Genomic DNA, 17,693 nt, shown 5'->3' with positions numbered 1-17,693 from the left:
GATGGACAAGGCAATCCACGACACCGCCAAGCTGAAGGCCGAGATCTCCGGCGGCATCCACAAATCCCGGGTCCATGATTCCGCCCACAAGCATGTTGCCGGCACGGCCGAATATATCGACGACATGCCGGAACCCGCGGGCCTGCTCCATGCCGGCGTCGGCCTTTCCGACCGGCCCCATGCGAAGATCGTCGCCATGGACCTCTCCAAGGTCGAGGCGGCCCCCGGCGTGGTCTGCGTTCTCACCGGCAAGGATGTGCCGGGCGTCAACGACATCTCCTCGGGCGGCCACCATGACGAGCCGCTGTTTGCCGACGAAATCGTCGAATATCACGGCCAGCTCATCTTCGCCGTGATCGCCGAGACCCGCCATCAGGCGCGCGCGGCGGCGAAACTGGCCGAGATCACCTATGAGGATCTGCCATTCTGGACCAGCGTACGTGACGCGTTGGCCCATAACGCGCCGGACGTGATCACGCCGTTGAAGCTCCAGCGCGGCGATGCGAAGGCGGCGCTTGAGACGGCGAAAAACCGGATCACCGCCGAAATGGAAATCGGCGGACAAGAGCATTTCTATCTCGAAGGCCAGATCGCGCTGGCGATCCCCGGCGAGGATGACGAGGTGGCCGTCTGGTCCTCCACCCAGCACCCGAGCGAGATCCAGCATATCGTCGGGCATGTCCTCGACATCCCCTCCAACGCCGTCACCGTCTACCAGCGCCGCATGGGCGGCGGCTTCGGCGGCAAGGAAACGCAGGGCAACGGCTTTGCGGCGGTGGCGGCCCTTGCGGCGAAGAAGCTGAACCGGGCGGTGAAATTCCGCCCCGACCGCGACGAAGACATGATCATGACCGGCAAACGGCATGACTTCGTCGCCTTCTACGACATCGGCTATGACGATGACGGCGTGATCGAGGCGGTGGACGCCACCTTCGCCGCCCGCTGCGGCTTTTCCGCTGATCTTTCCGGCCCGGTGACCGACCGCACGTTGTTTCACGCCGACAGTTCCTACTACTATCCGAACGTCCATCTGGTGACGCGACCGCTCAAGACCCACACCTGCTCCAACACCGCCTATCGCGGTTTCGGCGGGCCGCAGGGCATGCTGGCGGGCGAGCGCTTCATCGAGGAAATCGCCTATGCGCTGGGCAAGGACCCGCTCGATATCCGCAAGGCCAATTTCTACGGGCCCAACGGCTCCGGCCGCGATGTCACGCCCTATCACCAGACGGTGGAGGACAATATCATCCTGCGCGTGGTCGAGGAGCTGGAGGAAAGCGCCGATTACCGCGCCCGACGGCAGGCGATCATCGACTTCAACGCGAAGAGCCCGATCATCAGGAAGGGCATCGCGCTGACGCCGGTGAAATTCGGCATCTCCTTCACCATGACCGCCTTCAATCAGGCCGGCGCGCTCGTCCATGTCTATCAGGACGGGTCGGTGCAGCTGAATCATGGCGGCACGGAGATGGGACAGGGGCTCTACATCAAGGTGGCGCAGGTGGTCGCCGACGTGTTCCAGATCGATCTGGAGCGGGTGAAGATCACCGCCACCACCACCGGCAAGGTGCCCAATACCTCCGCCACCGCCGCCTCCTCCGGCTCCGACCTCAACGGCATGGCGGCCTATAATGCGGCGAAGGAGATCAAGCACCGGCTGGTGGCCTTTGCGGCCAGCCACTATCAGGTCGCGGCCGAGGATATCGAATTCCTGCCCAATCGCGTCAGGATCGGAGCCGAGGAAATCCCCTTCCCCGATCTGGTGAAGGCCGCCTATTTCGGCCGGATCCAGCTTTCGGCGGCGGGCTTCTACAAGACCCCAAAGATCCATTGGGACCGGGCGGCGGGCAAGGGCAGGCCGTTCTACTATTTCGCCTATGGCGCGGCCTGCACCGAGGTTTCGATCGATACGCTGACGGGCGAATACATTTTCGAGCGCACCGATATCCTCCACGATGCCGGGCGCTCGCTGAACCCGACAATCGATATCGGCCAGATCGAGGGCGGCTTCATTCAGGGCATGGGCTGGCTGACGACCGAGGAGCTGTGGTGGAACGACAAGGGGCATCTCAGAACCCACGCGCCCTCGACCTACAAGATTCCGCTCGCCTCCGACCGGCCGAAGATCTTCAATGTCAGGCTCACGGATTTCTCCGAAAACCGGGAGCCCACCATCGGCCGTTCCAAGGCCGTCGGCGAGCCGCCCTTCATGCTGGCGATCTCCGCGCTGGAGGCGATCTCGATGGCGGTGGCGAGCGTTGCCGATTACCGCGTCTGCCCGCGTCTCGACGCGCCGGCCACGCCGGAGCGCGTGCTGATGGCGGTCGAGCGGATGAGAACGGTGTGAGCCATGGGCGAGGCGGAGACATATCGGCGGTTCTTCGCGACGCACGGTCCATCCGTCATCGTCACCGTCGCCGCGATCAAGGGCTCGACCCCGCGCGAGGCTGGAGCCGCGATCGCCGTCTCGGCTGATGCCACCTCAGGCACGATCGGCGGCGGCCAGCTTGAATATATCGCCATCGACCACGCCCGCGCGCTGCTTGCGGGCCGCACGACGAAAACCCGGCTCGATATCGCGCTCGGCCCGGATATCGGCCAGTGCTGCGGCGGGCGCGCGGAGCTGGCATTCCAGATCGCCGACGCGGCGACCATCGCAACCTTTCTCGCGCGGCTTGAGACAGAGACCGCCCGCCAGCCCTCGGTGTTCATCTTCGGCGGCGGCCATGTCGGCTCGGCGCTGGCGGCAGCGCTCGCGCCGCTGCCCTTCAACACCGCTATCGTCGAGACCCGGCCGGACATGGTCGAGGCGTTGCCCGATGACGTGGAGCTTCGGCTCTCCCCCCTGCCGGAGGCCGAGGTCGCCAACATTCCCGCCGGCGGGGCCGCCGTGATCCTCACCCACGACCACGCACTCGATTTCCTGATCGCCACCGAGGCGCTGAAGCGCGATGACCTCGCCTATTGCGGCATGATCGGCTCGAAGACCAAACGCGCCACCTTTCTGAGCTACGCCCGAAAACAGGAGCTCTCCGAGGCCGCGCTTTCCCGCCTTGTGATGCCGATCGGCGGCACGGCGGTTTCCGACAAGCGCCCGGCGGTGATTGCCGCTCTGGTTGCAGCTGAACTGATTTCGGTCATTCATGCCGCAAAAGCGGGCAGGCTGCACACTGCGGATGCAGCCCGGTAGCGCCTTCCTATCTATTTGCGATCATTTGCAAAACATCTCTTTTTTTTCGCGCAGAAATTGCGCATCATCGGGATGATCTTAGTTTTGGGGACACTTTATGTTTGAACTCGCCATCATGTGGGAGTGGGCGCAATTCGCCGTGCGCTGGCTGCATGTCATCACCGCCATCGCCTGGATCGGCTCATCCTTCTACTTCATCGCGCTCGATCTCGGCCTCGTCGCCCGTCCCGGATTGCCCGAAGGCGTTTCCGGCGAGGAATGGCAGGTCCATGGCGGCGGCTTCTACAATATCCAGAAGTATATGGTGGCACCGGCGCACATGCCGGAGCACCTGATCTGGTTCAAGTGGGAATCCTACTTCACCTGGATGTCCGGCTTCCTGATGCTGGCGCTGGTCTATTATGGCGGCGCGGACCTGTTCCTGGTCAACCGCAGCGTGCTCGACGTCTCGGCCCCGGTCGCGATCCTGATCTCGCTGGCGTCGCTGTCGATCGGCTGGCTGTTCTATCATTATCTGTGCAAATCGCCGCTCGGCAAGCACACGATCGGCTTGATGCTGCTGCTCTATGTGCTGCTGGTGTTCATGGCCTGGGGCTACTCGCACCTGTTCACCGGCCGCGCCGCCTTCCTGCATATGGGCGCGTTTACGGCGACGATCATGACCGCCAACGTGTTCTTCGTGATCATCCCGAACCAGAAGATCGTGGTTGCCGACCTGAAGGCGGGCAAGACGCCCGACCCCAAGCTCGGCAAGGAGGCCAAGCAGCGTTCGCTCCACAACAACTACCTGACGCTGCCGGTCATCTTCTTCATGCTGTCGAACCACTATCCGCTGGCATTCGCGACCACATACAGCTGGATCATCGCCTCGCTGGTGTTCCTGATGGGCGTCACCATCCGGCACTATTTCAACACCGCGCATGCCCGCAAGGGTGAGCCGAACTGGACCTGGCTGCTGACCGCGCTCATCTTCATCGTGATCATGTGGCTTTCCACCTCGCCGCAATTCTTCAAGGCGGAAAACCCCGACATGGCTGTCGCCCCCGCCTTCGAGAAATTTGCCGCTGACCCGCATTTCGCCGAAGCCAAGCAGGTGGTTTCGACGCGCTGTTCGATGTGCCACATGGCCGAGCCCGTCTATGAGGGCATTCACCGCCCGCCGCTCAATGTGCGCTTCGAGACCGACGCCGAAATCGCATCGCGCGCCAACCAGATTTACTTGCAGGCTGGGCGCAGCCATGCCATGCCTCCGGGTAACGTGACCGGCATGACGCCGGACGAACGGGCAAAGCTGGTGGCATGGTACAGGTCGAGCACGCAGGCAAAGAGCGAATGATCCTCAGGGGGCGGTTGCTGTCGTTTCACCGCCGCCCCGAGGACCTGTCGGATGCGGGAAGCTATCTCTACGAGGAGGATGGCGGCCTGCTGATCGAAGACGGCCGCATTGCCGCCTGCGGCGCGTTTGGCGATGTCAGGGCGCAGGCGCCGGAGGACGTCGCCGTCATCGATCACCGCCCGCATCTGATCCTGCCGGGCCTGATCGACACCCATCTCCATTTCCCGCAGATGCAGGTGATCGGATCCTATGCCGCGAACCTGCTGGAATGGCTCAACACCTACACCTTTGTCGAGGAACAGCGCTTTTCCGATCCCGCCCACGGCGCGCGGATAGCTGTTTCCTTCTTCGACGAGATGATCCGCCAGGGCACTACCACATCCGTTGCCTATTGCTCCGTCCACAAGGCCTCCGCCGACGCCTATTTCGCCGAGGCCGAGCGCCGCAACATGCTGATGCTCGGCGGCAAGGTGATGATGGACCGCAACGCGCCGGACGCGCTGACGGACACGCCTCAGTCAAGCTATGATGACACCAAGGCCGTGATTGCCGACTGGCACGGCAGGGGCCGCAACCACGTCGTCATCTCGCCGCGCTTCGCCATCACCTCCACGCCGGAACAGATGGAAATGGCGTCGGCGCTTGCCCGCGAACATCCCGACCTCCACATCCAGACCCATCTGTCGGAAAACCTGGCCGAGATCGAATTCGCCTGCTCGCTCTACCCGCAAGCGAAGGACTACACCGATATCTACGCGCATTACGGCCTGCTGCGCCCCAACATGCTGCTCGGCCACGCGATCCACCTTTCGGAGCGCGAACGCGACGCGCTGTCGGAAACCGGCGCCGTCGCCGTCCATTGCCCGACATCGAACCTGTTCCTCGGTTCCGGCCTGTTTCCGCTGAAGGAATTCGAGCGCCGGGACAGGCCGGTGCGCATCGCGGTCGCCACCGATATCGGCGGCGGCACCAGCTATTCGATGCTGAAGACCATGGACGAAGCCTACAAGATCCAGCAATTGCGCGGCGAAAGGCTGACGCCCCTGGAGAGCGTCTTCCACATGACCCGCGGCAATGCCGAGGCGCTCGGACTTCAAGACCGGATCGGCACGCTGGAACCGGGCAGCGATGCCGATATCGTCGTGCTGGATGCGCGCGCGACCCCCGCCATGGCGCTGAAGATGGAGGTCGTCACCACGCTTGCCGAGGAGCTGTTCCTGCTGCAGACGCTCGGCGACGACCGGGCGATCGCCGAGACCTATATCGCCGGCAGACCGGCCAAATCGGCGCTCTGACATCGCTTGCCCGGCTGCGTACCGCCTCCGTGTTTGCAGGCTTGGCGCGGCACGCCGGATTTGCCATAAGCGATATGCGGCGTTTACCGGAGAGACCGATGTTTTCTGAACCATTGACGATTGCCGACCTGAAGAAGCGGGCGAAGCGGCGCGTGCCGAAAATGTTCTACGACTATGCCGACAGCGGCGCGTGGACGGAAAGCACCTACCGCGCCAATGAGACGGATTTTGCCAAAATACACCTGCGCCAGCGGGTTCTGGTCGACATGTCGGATCGCTCTCTCGCAACCACGATGGTGGGCGAGAAGGCCTCGATGCCGGTCGCGCTCGCGCCCACCGGGCTTTGCGGCATGCAGCATGCCGATGGCGAAATCCTCGCAGCTCAAGCCGCCGAGGAGGCGGGCGTGCCCTTCACCCTGTCGACCATGAGCGTCTGCTCGATCGAAGACGTCGCCGAGCACACGACAAAGCCGTTCTGGTTTCAGCTCTATGTGATGAAGGATCGCGGCTTCGTCGAAAGCCTGATCGGCCGGGCAAAGGCCGCCGACTGCAGCGCGCTGGTGCTGACGCTCGACCTGCAGATCCTCGGACAGCGCCACAAGGATATCGTCAACGGCCTCTCGACCCCGCCGAAATTCACGCCGAAACATGTCTGGCAGGTCGGCACCCGCCCGTTCTGGGCGCTGGAAATGCTGCAGACCAAGCGCCGCTCGTTCCGCAATATCGTCGGCCACGCGCCGGCCTCCTCCGACCTCTCCTCGCTTGCCGTCTGGACCGCGGAACAGTTCGACACAAGGCTTTCATGGTCCGATGTCGAATGGATCCGCGAGCGCTGGGGCGGCAAGCTGATCCTCAAGGGCGTGCTCGATACCGAGGACGCCGCAATGGCGGCAAAGACCGGCGCCGACGCCATCATCGTATCCAACCATGGCGGCCGCCAGCTCGACGGCGCGCTGTCCTCGATCTCGATGCTGCCGAAGATCGTCGATGAAGTCGGCGGCGATATCGAAATCCACATGGATGGCGGCATCCGCTCCGGACAGGATATCCTGAAAGCCCGCGCGCTCGGCGCGAAAGGCACCTATATCGGCCGCCCGTATCTCTACGGCCTCGGCGCCATGGGCAAAAAAGGCGTCACCCGCGCCCTCGAAATCCTGCGCAAGGAACTCGACGTGACGATGGCGCTCTGCGGCAAGCGCGATATCGAGGAGATCGACCGCAGCATCATCGCGAAGGTGGATTTTTGAGTTGACGTTGATTCGCCGAACCGCAGTTTTGATGACGCTGACAATATCAGGCACCGGCCTTCTGGCCTCTTGCAGTCAGACATTGCCTGCTTTCAGCCAATGGAACGAAGCCGACTTCACGATACAAAGTGGCCCTGCCGCGCTATCCGCACCCCGGTTCAAGTTTCGAAATGGCGTCGTGACAGTCTACGAGAAAGATTTCAGTTGTTCCGGGAAGCTGAAGGAAATTTTGGCAGAATCGGAACCGGTCCGTATTGCAATAGATTGCGGAGAAATGGGCGAAGGATCTGCAACGTTTAAGGTCACTCATTTGCCAAACGGGACAAGCCGGTTGGTTGGGATATTTGCGTATCCCAATCGAACCGCGCGGCCGCTTATCGTCAAACAATTGGCTCAAGTTTCCGCGTTGGATCAGCCCCTATGACTGGCCCTTGGCATCATACTCGCCCTGTGGCCAATACCCGCGCCCAATCCTCGTAACCGCGCTCCCGCGCCAGTCCTACCATCTGCGCGGTGTCATAGCGCACCTGCCGAAAGTTCGGCGTCCAGCCGGCATCCGTTTTCTCGATGAGCGCGTAGCAGGCCATGGGGCTGGCGGTTTCGAGTTTGTGGTCGACGGGGATGTGGTAGGTAAAGCCCGGGCAGCCGACGGAGCCGGGATTGACGATCAGGCGGCCATCGGCGAGCATCGCCGAGCGGGCGACGTGACTGTGGCCGCACAGGATCAGCGGATAGGTGATGCCCGCCGCGAAGGCCTCGATCTCCTCCTGGCCGCGCAGCGTGAAGCGGCCATTGTCGAGCAGTTCCTCCAGCCACATGATATCGTCGTTCTTCGGAGTGGCGTGGCAGAGATACACCTCCTGCGCCACCACGGCGGCGCTCGGCATGTCCCGGATCCATTGCAGATGGGCGTCGGCAAGTTCGCCGAAGATCGGCTGCTCCCAGTCGCCCATTTCCTCGAAGGGACGATCGACAAGGGCGCGATCGTGGTTGCCGCGCACCGTGGTCAGGCCGAGCGGCAGCAGGCGGGCGGCGGTTTCGCCGGCGGCGAGCGGGCCGGAAAGGCTGTCGCCGAGATTGACGATCAGATCCGGCTGATGCTGCTCGATATCGGCAAGCACCGCCTCGAGCGCATCGATATTGCCGTGAATGTCGGCGATCGCGGCAATCTTCATCAACTGCCCCGATAGGTGGAATAGGCGTGCGCGGAGACCAGCAGCGGCACGTGGTAATGGGCGGTCACATCCGCGATCGCGAACCGCAGCGGAATATCTTCCAGAAAGGCGGGCTCGGTCAGCGTCGCGCCGGTGCGTCTGAGATAGTCGCCGGCATGGAACACGAGTTCGTACTGGCCCGGCTCGACTTCCTCCGATGTCAGCATCGCGCCGCCATCGATCCGGCCGTCATCATTGGTGTAGACGGTCTTGAGAAACGTGCGCTCGCCGCCCTTTATGCGGTAGAGATCGATCTTCATCTCCGAAGCGGGCTGGCCAAGGGCGGTGTCGAGAACATGGGTGGTCAGGCCGGTCATGGGGTTGGCTCCTCGATGATGAACGGGTCGGAATAAAAATACTCCTCCAGATTGTCGCCCGGACCGGCGCGATCGACAACCAGAAAATCGCTGGCCTCTCCGAGCGCCATCAGCGGATGGTGCCAGACATTGGCGCGGTAGTTCACGCCCTGCCCGCCTTCCGCCAGAAAGACGCGCGGCGTCGAGGGCTTGCCGCCTTCATCTTCGGCCACCACCACCAGAAAGGGACGCGGCGACAGCGGCGAGAAGCTCTGGGTTCCCAGCGGATGGCGCTCCATCATGTCGACCTTATAGGGAAAGCGGCGCGCCTCCCCCCGGAAGATACTGATGATCACCGCAGCGCCTTCGCCCAAAGCCTCGGCGCGGGCAAGTTCGTGAAACCGCGTGGTCGTGCCGCCATTGATCATCCTGGCTTTCGCCGGGTCCGGCGAAATCACGCTCCCGAACGGCGCAAACGCCTCCGGCGTCAGCCGCTCGAGCGTCAGCCGCGTCACGCCTTCACTCCGTAGAGCCTCAGCCGGCTGATGCCGCCATCGGGGAAGATCGCCAGCCGCACATGGGTGACCGGTCCGATATCGGCGACGGCGCTGCCGCTGAATTCATGGATATGGTCGGCCTGAAGCTTGGTCTGTGGCAGGATCGGCTGCCAGTTTTCGGAGGCTTCGATCTCCTCCATGCTGAAGACGTCGTTCTGCTCCGGCAGGTTGGCGCCGAGCAGCATGCAGGTATCGGGATAATTGCCCTTGAAATGGGCGGTGTCGACAACCGCGCGGCGGATGATGCCGGGATGGCCGAGCTTGAAAATCACCCAGTCATGCCCCGGTCCGCGCCGGCGCGCGGTTTCCCAGCCATCGCCCATATTGACGCCGCGGCCGGGCGCCAGCATGCGGTCGGGATGGCCGTAATGGGCATCCGACCAGTGCAGCGCATGGGTGCCGCCGAAGATATAGGCAAGATCGATCTCCTCGTTCTCGCCGACCTTTTCCCAGTTGAAATAGGCCGAGCCATAGACCCTGAGCCGCGCAATGCCGCCATCGGGGAAGATATGGATTCGGAGATGGGTGAACACCTTCTGGCGGGTCTCCTGATCCATCTCGTAATAATGGTGGCGGTCGGGGCCGAGATCAGATCGGGAGAGCACCTCCTGCCAGTCGGCATTCTCGTCCGGCTCGCCGCTTTCCATGAAGCAGCCCTCGATCGAACATTGCGGCGGGTAGTTGCCGGTGAAATAGCTGGTGTCGACATCGAAACCGCGGATGCGGCCGGGCATGGCAAGCCGGATGATCGCCCAGTCATGGCCGGGCACGCGCTTGCGGCGGCTTTCCCAGCCATCCATCCACTTGCCGTGCTCGTCATATTCACCGGGCAGGAACACCGCGGCATCATCCTTCAGCATGCGGGCAAGCGGGGCGAAGAACTGGTCCGTGGCGTAGATCGCCCGCGCGCCGAGCCGGGCGGAGGCAAGGTTGATGGCGCCGACCGCGAAATCGGGCAGGGCAACGGACGTTTCTTGTTCTGACATAGTTTACTCCGCGAGCATGTGGCGCAGCCTGAGACCGGCGATCTTCTCGACCTCAGCACAGGCTGTTTCAAGCTCGACGGCTTCGGAACTGTCGATCCGTCGCCGGAAGGCGGAGAGAATATCGTCCTTATTGAGGCCGCTGACCGCAATAATGAAAGGGAACTTGAACTTGTCTATATAGGCGGAATTGAGCTCCGTAAACTCCGCATGCTCTTCCGGCGACAGTCGGTCGAGACCCGCGCCCGCCTGTTCGCGGCGGCTTTCCTCGGTCAGTTCGCCGGCAATCGCAAGCTTGCCCGCAAGGTCCGGGTGGGCGCGTAGCACACCGAGCCGTTCATCCTCGGGCGCCGCGCGAAACACCGTCGCAAGCGCTTCGGCAACGCCGTTAGCCGTCAGCGGTTCGCGGATCAGGCCCCGGTCATAGGCCCGCTCGGCGATGAACGGAGAGTGCTCATAAACGCCGCCGAAATGGCTGACGAATTCTTCGCGGGCAATCATGACACATTCTCCTGCGGCAGGTGGTTTTCATACCAGTGGCGCGCGATCTCGATCCGCTTCGCCAGCCAGACCTTGTCGTGGTTCTGGACGTAATCGAGAAAACGCTTCAGCCCCGCCAGCCGCCCCGGCTTGCCGACGAGCCGGCAGTGCAGCCCGATCGACATCATCTTCGGCGCGCCCTCGCGTCCCTCGTCATAAAGCGTGTCGAAGGCATCCTTGAGATAGGTGAAGAACTGTTCGCCGGAGTTGAACCCCTGGGGCGTGGCGAAGCGCATGTCGTTATTGTCGAGCGTATAGGGAATGCGCAGGAACGGTTTGCCATCGGGCGTGCGCACCCAATAGGGCAGATCGTCGGCATAGGTATCGGAGGAATAGAGGAAGCCGCCCTCCTCCATCACGAGGTCGAGCGTATTGATCGAGGGCTTGCCCTGATAGAGGCCATAGGGCCGCTCGCCGGTGATTTCGGTGTGCAGCCGCACCGCCTCGCGGATATGGGCGCGCTCGGTCTCGATATCGAAATCCTTGTATTCGAGCCATCTAAGCCCGTGGCTGGCGATTTCCCAGTTCGCCTCCTTCATGGCGGCGACGGCTTCCGGGTTGCGCGCCATCGCCTGGGTCACGCCATAGACGGTGACCGGGATTTCCATGCGCGTGAACAGCCGCCACAGCCGCCAGAAACCGGCGCGCGCGCCATATTCGTAGAGCGATTCCATGTTCATGTTGCGCTGGCCGGGCCAGGCCTCGGCGCCGACGATTTCCGACAGCAGGCATTCCGACGCCGGGTCGCCATCGAGAATGCAACTCTCGCCGCCTTCCTCGTAATTGATCACGAACTGCACGGCGATATTGGCCTCGCCCGGCCATTTCGGGTCCGGCGGATTGCGGCCATAGCCCACAAGATCACGCGGATATGCGTTCGTTTCAGCGTCCATCATGCCCTCAATTCCATTCCTTGCCGACGGTAGACGACCGTCGTCATTGCCGGAAGAGATAAGGCGAAAAGGCCGGAAGGAATCAAGGGGAAAAGCCAGATCGGGCGGAAAGCGGCCGCTTGGGTCTAAGCCGACTGCCGGGCCCTGACCGCGCCCATCGGATGGAGCGAATGGACGCAGAACGGCGCGCCGGGCTCCTCCTCGATGAACAGCGCGATATGATCGACCTCGACCGGCTCCAGCAGGATCGGCCCGAAAAACGCCGCCACCGAGCGCTCCATCCGGGCCATTTCGCTTGGAGAAAGAGGGCCGGTCAGCGGCATGTGGAAGGAGAAGGCTGCAAGCACATCCGGCTCGCCCCAGCGGTGCAGGTTGTCAAACTGAACCGGCGTCAGCCCGCCCGACGCCCGCCGCTCGATCTCGGCCTCGGAAAGCGGCGCGCGGAAGGCGTCGAACTCGGTAACGATGCTGGCGGCAAGCGTATCGAGCGCGGGCACCGCCGTCATCGGCGCGAGCGCCAGAATATCGCGGCGATGCACGACCGTGAACGGCGGCAGGGTGAAGGGCTGAAAACGCATGGCAAAGCGCATCATCGCCTTCAGCAGCATGGATTCATTCATGCCTTCGGCCAGATGGAACGGCGATTTCAGCATGCCCTGAAAGCCGTAGCGGCGCGGCAACGCCGTATGATAGGCGATTTCGGCAAGCGGCAGGCCGGTAATCATCGGCGGCTCGACCACCTCGCCAGAAAACGCGCTCCGCCCGATCCAGTTCGCGCCCACGATGGCGAGCCCGTCATGCGGCGATGGCGTAAAGCAGATGGCATAGCGTTCGGCAGGCATCGCGGATCACATGAGGAAGCGGTTTCTCGCCTCTGAGATAGCTGATTCCAATGACACTGATACGACGGGCTTACCGTTTGCGGCGCGGCCAGGTGCGGCAAACTACACCATGGACAATCCGGCACCACGTTCTATTCTGTTTATGCGCAATGCCTGTGCATGACATCAAGGTGTCGGCCATCCCGGACCGCGCAGACGATCTGCGGTGCAGAATTGCCGGCATCGGTTGAAATGGCAGGCGCATGCCAACCGGGAAAGGAAGCGTCGTGCACTTCGGTTGCAAATATTCCCGATCAGAGAACAGTCGCCTCCGCTGCGCCCTGATGCAGGCTCTAGCAGGTGTTGGTCGACCTCTCGAAAACGATCGGTCGCCCCGAAGACCGCCTTCCCCGGCCAAACCCTTTTTGCGGAAGCTCCATTCCGCATTTTCTCAAGACAGGATGTTCCGATGGATAAGACCATGAAAGCCGCCGTTGTCCGGCAATTCGGCAAACCTTTGGTAATGGAGGAGGTTGCGGTCCCCTCGGTCGGACCGGGCCAGATTCTCGTCGAGATGGCCGCAAGCGGCGTCTGCCATACAGACCTGCACGCGGCGGAAGGCGATTGGCCGATCAAGCCCGAGCCGCCCTTCATTCCGGGCCATGAGGGCGTGGGCCACGTCGTCGCGGTGGGCGCCGGGGTAACCCATGTCAAGGAAGGCGACCGGGTCGGGGTTCCGTGGCTCTACACCGCCTGCGGCTGCTGCAAGCATTGCCTCGGCGGGTGGGAGACGCTGTGCGAATCGCAGCAGAACACCGGTTATTCGGTCAATGGCAGTTTCGCCGAATATGTTCTGGCCGATCCGAACTATGTCGGACACCTGCCTGACAATGTCAGTTTCACAGAGATTGCGCCGATTCTCTGCGCAGGCGTCACCGTCTACAAGGGCCTCAAGGTGACGGATACGAAGCCCGGCGACTGGGTCGTGATCTCGGGCATTGGCGGGCTCGGCCATCTGGCCGTGCAATATGCAAAGGCGATGGGCCTGAACGTGCTTGCCGTGGATATCGACGACGCGAAACTCGACTTGGCGAAGCGACTTGGCGCAAGCCTTGCCGTCAACGCGCGCAACACCGATCCGGTGGCCTACGTGAAAAAGGAAATCGGCGGCGCGGAAGGGGTTCTGGTCACCGCCGTCTCGCCCAAGGCCTTCGAACAGGCGCAGGGCATGGTCCAGCGCGGCGGTACCGTATCGCTGAATGGCCTGCCGCCCGGCGACTTTCCGCTGCCGATCTTCGATACCGTGCTGAACGGCATCACGGTGCGCGGATCGATCGTCGGAACCCGGCTTGACCTGCAGGAAGCGCTGGACTTCGCCGGCGCCGGAAAGGTCAAGGCGACGATCAAGACCGACAAGCTCGAAAACATCAACGAGATCTTCGCCAAGATGCATCACGGCGAAATCGAGGGCCGCATCGTCATCGACTACCAGTGATCGCCGAGCCCGACAAAGCAAACAGCCGCATTCCGTCCGGATGCGGCTGACGACAGGCAGACAGAGCCGTTTTGCGTTTCGAAGGAAAGCAGAATGGCTCTATCGCTTTTCGCCATGGGCGCGCCTGCGATAGATCGAAAGATCGTAGATATCGGGCAGCGCGTCCACCGGCTGGCCCGCGGCAAGCCGCACGGCATGCCCCGCCAGACGATGGGCAATGCCGAAGCTGGTCTTGAAACCGCCGCCGAGCGCAATGACGGCGGGATAGTCTTCCGTTGCGCCGATCATCGGTTCGCGGTGAACGCCGCGCGGCCGCAGGCCCGCCCAGCGCTCGATCACCGGTGCATCGGCAAGAGCGGGGACGATCTTGCGGGCCGTCTCTATCAGACCTTCAATCTGGTGATCGGCGCCGAAGGGGTCATCGAAATCGTCTTCGGTGGTCGAGCCGATGGCGACATGACCGCCCTGGTGCGCGACGACATAGAGCCCGTTATCGAAGATCACCGGCCATGCGGGATCGCAGTCGGCAGCCAAGAGCGCCGCCTGCCCCTTCACCGGCCGGCCAAGCGGCTTTCCCTCCGGCGCAAGCAGCGGCTGGAGCAGCGGGAAAGCGCCGACGCCGGCGGACACGATGACATGGCCGAAGCCGACCCGCCCGCCATCGGCAAGCGCAAGGCTCGAGGCGGCGGCATCGATTTCCGCAACGCTTGCGGTCAGCCGCTTCACATGGCGCGCGCCGCTCAGGAAGGCGCCGATCGCTTTCACCATGCCGCGCGGGAAAACATGGGCAGCGAAATCTTCATGGACATAGCCAAGCGCCGCTGGATCGGCAGGCGGCCAACCCGCAAGCGGCGGTCGGTCGACCACGGACCACGTGAAGCGCCGAGCGCCATCGCGCCAGTTCTGCTCTGCCGCCTCGGCGCGCAGGCGCGCGGTTTCCACCTGCTGTTCGCCATAAAGCGGCATCACCCGGCCGGCGCGGCGATAGCCGGTCGCAATGCCGGTTTCATCCTCGAGCGTGCGGATTTGCCCCTCGAGCGCCGCAAGCGCCGCAAACTGGAACTGCTTCTTTTCGTCCCACTGGTCGGGCATATAGGCAATCAGCGCGCCGAGAAGGCCATTGCTGGTGGCCGGCGCGCCGCTATCGATCAGCATCGTTTCGATGCCGGCCTTTTCGGCATGATAGGCCGCCCACAACCCCATGATGCCGCCGCCGATGATGGCGAGATCGGCATTCAGGATTTGACGAGAGGTTTCGGTCGAGTCATTCATCCCCGCGATGGATCACAAACGGCGCGCCCATGCAACAGCTTCCCACATCCGAGGTCACCTGGCACGACGACGACCGGCCGTTTTCAGAGGCGTTTCAGGACCACTACTTCTCCAAGGCGGACGGGCGGGCCGAATGCGGCCATGTGTTCATCGACGCCAATCGGCTCGGCAAACGCTGGCAGCCGGGCGGGACTTTCCGCATCGGCGAACTCGGCTTCGGCACGGGGCTGAATTTCTGCGAAACCTTTCGACGCTGGAAGACGCTCAGGCGACCGGACGGACATCTTGCCTTCACCTCGTTTGAACTGTTCCCGATGGGAAAGGCCGATATCGACCGCGCCCTGTCGCACTGGCCCGAGATCAAGGCGGAGCGCGAAACCCTCACCGCCCATTGGCCGGAGCGCCCTGAAGGCGTCATCACGATCGACGCCGACCCGCAGACCCGCCTCACCGTCATCTGCGCCGACGCGCTGGCGTCGCTCTCTACCCTCTCCGACCGATTCGATGCCTGGTATCTCGATGGCTTCGCCCCCTCTCGCAATCCCGATATGTGGTCGCAAGAGCTGATGCGCGCCGTTTTCGACCACACCGCGCCCGGCGGCACGTTCGGCACCTATGCCGCCGCCGGCTTCGTGCGCCGCAACCTTCAGGCCGCCGGCTTCACCGTCGAACGCCGCCCAGGCTTTGCCGGAAAGCGCGAAATGCTGGCGGGCTTTCGCCCCGCCGACAGGTAAAGCTTGACTTTTGCCGGCCCGGGCATCATATCGGGCCCAGCTTTCCACCTGTTCGCATGCCGCGTGAGCATGCCTGGCGCAGATGACCCAAGACGGTCGCGTCAAGTCCGGGTCAAGCGCATCACAAAGTCCGGCACTCCCAGCCGGCGCGCGGAAGGCATTTTCCACCGATAAGCTCCCACTTCACGCGGGGCGCTTGAAACCGAAACCACCGGCATTTGCGTTTGGTCGCAATGCGCGGAGGGCTTTCGGCATGCCTTGAAAGGCGCTTTTGAATTGACTGAATTTAATACACTTGGACTTTCCGACCAGCTCGTGGCCCGTATCGCGGCCGAAGGGTACAAGACCCCGACGCCGATCCAGGAAAAGGCGATCCCGCTGGTGCTCGAAGGCCGCGACCTGATGGGCCTTGCCCAGACCGGCACCGGCAAGACGGCCGCTTTCGGCCTGCCGATCATCGACATGCTGCTGGCAAACGGCGGCAAACCCGCGCCGAAGACCGTCAAGACGCTGATCCTTGCGCCGACGCGCGAACTGGTGAACCAGATCGCCGAAAACCTGCGCATCTTCGCCCGTAAGACGCCGCTCAAGGTCAATATCGTGGTCGGCGGCGCATCGATCAACCGTCAGCAGCACCAGCTTGCCGGCGGCACCGATATTCTCGTGGCCACCCCCGGCCGGCTGCTCGACCTTCTCGACCGCAGGGCGCTGAACCTTGCCGCCGTACGCTACCTGGTGCTGGACGAGGCCGACCAGATGCTCGATCTCGGCTTCATCCACGACCTGAAGAAGATTTCGGCGCTGGTGCCGGACGAGCGCCAGACCATGCTGTTTTCGGCCACCATGCCGAAATCGATCGCCGAGCTTTCCAAGCGCTTCCTGACCAATCCGGAACGCGTTGAAGTGTCGCCCCCCGGCAAGACCGCCGACCGGGTCGAACAGGCCGTGCATTTCGTTGCCGGCAAGAACGACAAGGTCGAGATCCTGCGTCAGGAGCTTTCCAATAACCCGGATGGCCGCGCGATCGTGTTCCTGCGCACCAAGCACGGCGCGGAGAAGCTGATGAAGCATCTCGACAGCCGCGGCTTCGCCACCGCCTCGATCCATGGCAACAAGAGCCAGGGTCAGCGCGAGCGGGCGCTGAAAGCGTTCAAGACCGGCGAGATCAACGTTCTGGTTGCTACCGACGTTGCAGCCCGCGGCATCGATGTGCCCGGCGTCACCCATGTCTATAATTACGACCTGCCGGAAGTCGCCGACGCCTATGTCCACCGCATTGGCCGCACCGCGCGCGCCGGCAAGGAAGGCAAGGCGATCGCGTTCTGCACGCCCGAGGAATCCGCCCTGCTGCGCGATATCCAGAAGCTGACCGGCATCGAGATCACGATCGCCAGCGGCGAACCCCATGCCATGGCTGAACGACCCGACCGCGGTCGCGGCAATGGCCGTGGTCGCGGCGGCGCCGGTAATGGCAAGCCTGCCCGCCGGGCGCGGCCTTCCGCCAATGGCGGCCAGCGCCAGGGCGAGGCCCGCAACGGCGCTCCGCGTGACGGCGCGCCCCGCGAGGGCGCCAACCGCAACCGCCCGGCAAAGAACCGCCGCCCCCGCAACCGCCAGGGCGACCGTCGCCAGAGCGCCTGAGCGACGCGAATATACCGAAACTGCAGAACCCGCCGCATCGCCGGCGGGTTTTGTTTTGCGCGGAAAGCGCCCGCGGCAGGCAGAAGCTGCACACTAAATCGGCGAAGTATTACGGAACTGCCTGTTTTTCGACGCGTTTCATAAAAATGGGACTTTAAAAATGGTTGTCGCGCGGCAAG

17 protein-coding genes are annotated in these 17,693 nt (G+C 63.1%); 9 read left to right on the top strand and 8 right to left on the bottom strand.

Annotated features, from left to right (window positions below; genetic code table 11):
• The first annotated feature begins 1 nt into the window (after position 1).
• From xdhB to V6765_RS16875, 6 genes are all read left to right on the top strand, one after another.
• Positions 2–2,347 (top strand): xanthine dehydrogenase molybdopterin binding subunit, encoded by a 2,346-nt coding sequence (xdhB, locus tag V6765_RS16900; RefSeq protein WP_448430843.1) that lies wholly within the window; start codon positions 2–4, stop codon positions 2,345–2,347.
• A gap of 3 nt (positions 2,348–2,350) precedes the next feature.
• Entirely contained in the window at positions 2,351–3,190 is an 840-nt protein-coding gene (xdhC, locus tag V6765_RS16895; protein ID WP_448430841.1) for a xanthine dehydrogenase accessory protein XdhC, read from the top strand.
• A 97-nt stretch (positions 3,191–3,287) separates the two neighbouring features.
• Positions 3,288–4,526: a urate hydroxylase PuuD gene (locus tag V6765_RS16890; protein WP_448430838.1), complete on the top strand. Its 1,239-nt coding sequence runs from the start codon at positions 3,288–3,290 to the stop codon at positions 4,524–4,526.
• Complete coding sequence (guaD, locus tag V6765_RS16885; protein WP_448430836.1) at positions 4,523–5,821, top strand: guanine deaminase; 1,299 nt, start codon at positions 4,523–4,525, stop codon at positions 5,819–5,821. Before V6765_RS16890 ends, guaD begins: the two co-directional genes overlap by 4 nt.
• A 98-nt stretch (positions 5,822–5,919) precedes the next feature.
• Positions 5,920–7,068 (top strand): alpha-hydroxy acid oxidase, encoded by a 1,149-nt coding sequence (locus tag V6765_RS16880; protein WP_448430834.1) that lies wholly within the window; start codon positions 5,920–5,922, stop codon positions 7,066–7,068.
• A gap of 31 nt (positions 7,069–7,099) precedes the next feature.
• Positions 7,100–7,492, top strand: a complete 393-nt coding sequence (locus V6765_RS16875; RefSeq protein ID WP_448430832.1) for a hypothetical protein — start codon at positions 7,100–7,102, stop codon at positions 7,490–7,492.
• A gap of 13 nt (positions 7,493–7,505) precedes the next feature.
• Here V6765_RS16875 and V6765_RS16870 read toward each other — a convergent pair whose 3' ends face one another.
• The 7 genes from V6765_RS16870 to V6765_RS16840 form a co-directional block, all read right to left on the bottom strand.
• A complete protein-coding gene (locus tag V6765_RS16870) occupies positions 7,506–8,243 on the bottom strand; it encodes a metallophosphoesterase family protein (RefSeq protein WP_448430830.1) in 738 nt (245 codons plus the stop codon).
• Positions 8,243–8,599: a hydroxyisourate hydrolase gene (gene uraH, locus V6765_RS16865; protein WP_448430827.1), complete on the bottom strand. Its 357-nt coding sequence runs from the start codon at positions 8,597–8,599 to the stop codon at positions 8,243–8,245. Before uraH ends, V6765_RS16870 begins: the two co-directional genes overlap by 1 nt.
• Positions 8,596–9,093: an ureidoglycolate lyase gene (locus tag V6765_RS16860; RefSeq protein WP_448430825.1), complete on the bottom strand. Its 498-nt coding sequence runs from the start codon at positions 9,091–9,093 to the stop codon at positions 8,596–8,598. Before V6765_RS16860 ends, uraH begins: the two co-directional genes overlap by 4 nt.
• Positions 9,090–10,121: an allantoicase gene (alc, locus tag V6765_RS16855; RefSeq protein ID WP_448430823.1), complete on the bottom strand. Its 1,032-nt coding sequence runs from the start codon at positions 10,119–10,121 to the stop codon at positions 9,090–9,092. Before alc ends, V6765_RS16860 begins: the two co-directional genes overlap by 4 nt.
• A 3-nt stretch (positions 10,122–10,124) precedes the next feature.
• The gene (gene uraD / locus V6765_RS16850) at positions 10,125–10,619 is read right to left on the bottom strand and encodes a 2-oxo-4-hydroxy-4-carboxy-5-ureidoimidazoline decarboxylase (RefSeq protein ID WP_448430821.1); all 495 of its coding nucleotides are present in this window, start codon (positions 10,617–10,619) and stop codon (positions 10,125–10,127) included.
• Entirely contained in the window at positions 10,616–11,551 is a 936-nt protein-coding gene (puuE, locus tag V6765_RS16845) for an allantoinase PuuE (RefSeq protein ID WP_448430819.1), read from the bottom strand. The genes uraD and puuE overlap by 4 nt, the downstream gene beginning before the upstream one ends.
• Positions 11,552–11,676: 125 nt before the next feature.
• Positions 11,677–12,393 carry a DUF1045 domain-containing protein gene (locus V6765_RS16840; RefSeq protein WP_448430816.1) on the bottom strand — a complete coding sequence of 239 codons (717 nt, stop codon included), beginning with the start codon at positions 12,391–12,393 and terminating at the stop codon, positions 11,677–11,679.
• Between the two features lie 448 nt (positions 12,394–12,841).
• Between V6765_RS16840 and adhP the strand changes: the two genes are divergently transcribed.
• Complete coding sequence (adhP, locus tag V6765_RS16835; RefSeq protein WP_448430814.1) at positions 12,842–13,867, top strand: alcohol dehydrogenase AdhP; 1,026 nt, start codon at positions 12,842–12,844, stop codon at positions 13,865–13,867.
• Between the two features lie 99 nt (positions 13,868–13,966).
• Here adhP and V6765_RS16830 read toward each other — a convergent pair whose 3' ends face one another.
• Entirely contained in the window at positions 13,967–15,139 is a 1,173-nt protein-coding gene (locus V6765_RS16830) for an NAD(P)/FAD-dependent oxidoreductase (RefSeq protein WP_448430812.1), read from the bottom strand.
• Between the two features lie 29 nt (positions 15,140–15,168).
• Here V6765_RS16830 and mnmD point away from each other — a divergent pair, with 29 nt between their 5' ends.
• On the top strand, positions 15,169–15,873 hold the full coding sequence (mnmD, locus tag V6765_RS16825; protein WP_448430810.1) for a tRNA (5-methylaminomethyl-2-thiouridine)(34)-methyltransferase MnmD: 705 nt from the start codon (positions 15,169–15,171) through the stop codon (positions 15,871–15,873).
• 276 nt (positions 15,874–16,149) lie between these two features.
• A complete protein-coding gene (locus V6765_RS16820; RefSeq protein ID WP_448430808.1) occupies positions 16,150–17,514 on the top strand; it encodes a DEAD/DEAH box helicase in 1,365 nt (454 codons plus the stop codon).
• The last annotated feature ends 179 nt before the right edge of the window (positions 17,515–17,693 follow it).

This window comes from Martelella sp. FOR1707, from assembly GCF_053484265.1.
Note: the sequence above shows the minus strand (reverse complement) of the source record. Positions and strands in the feature narration are given on the sequence as shown.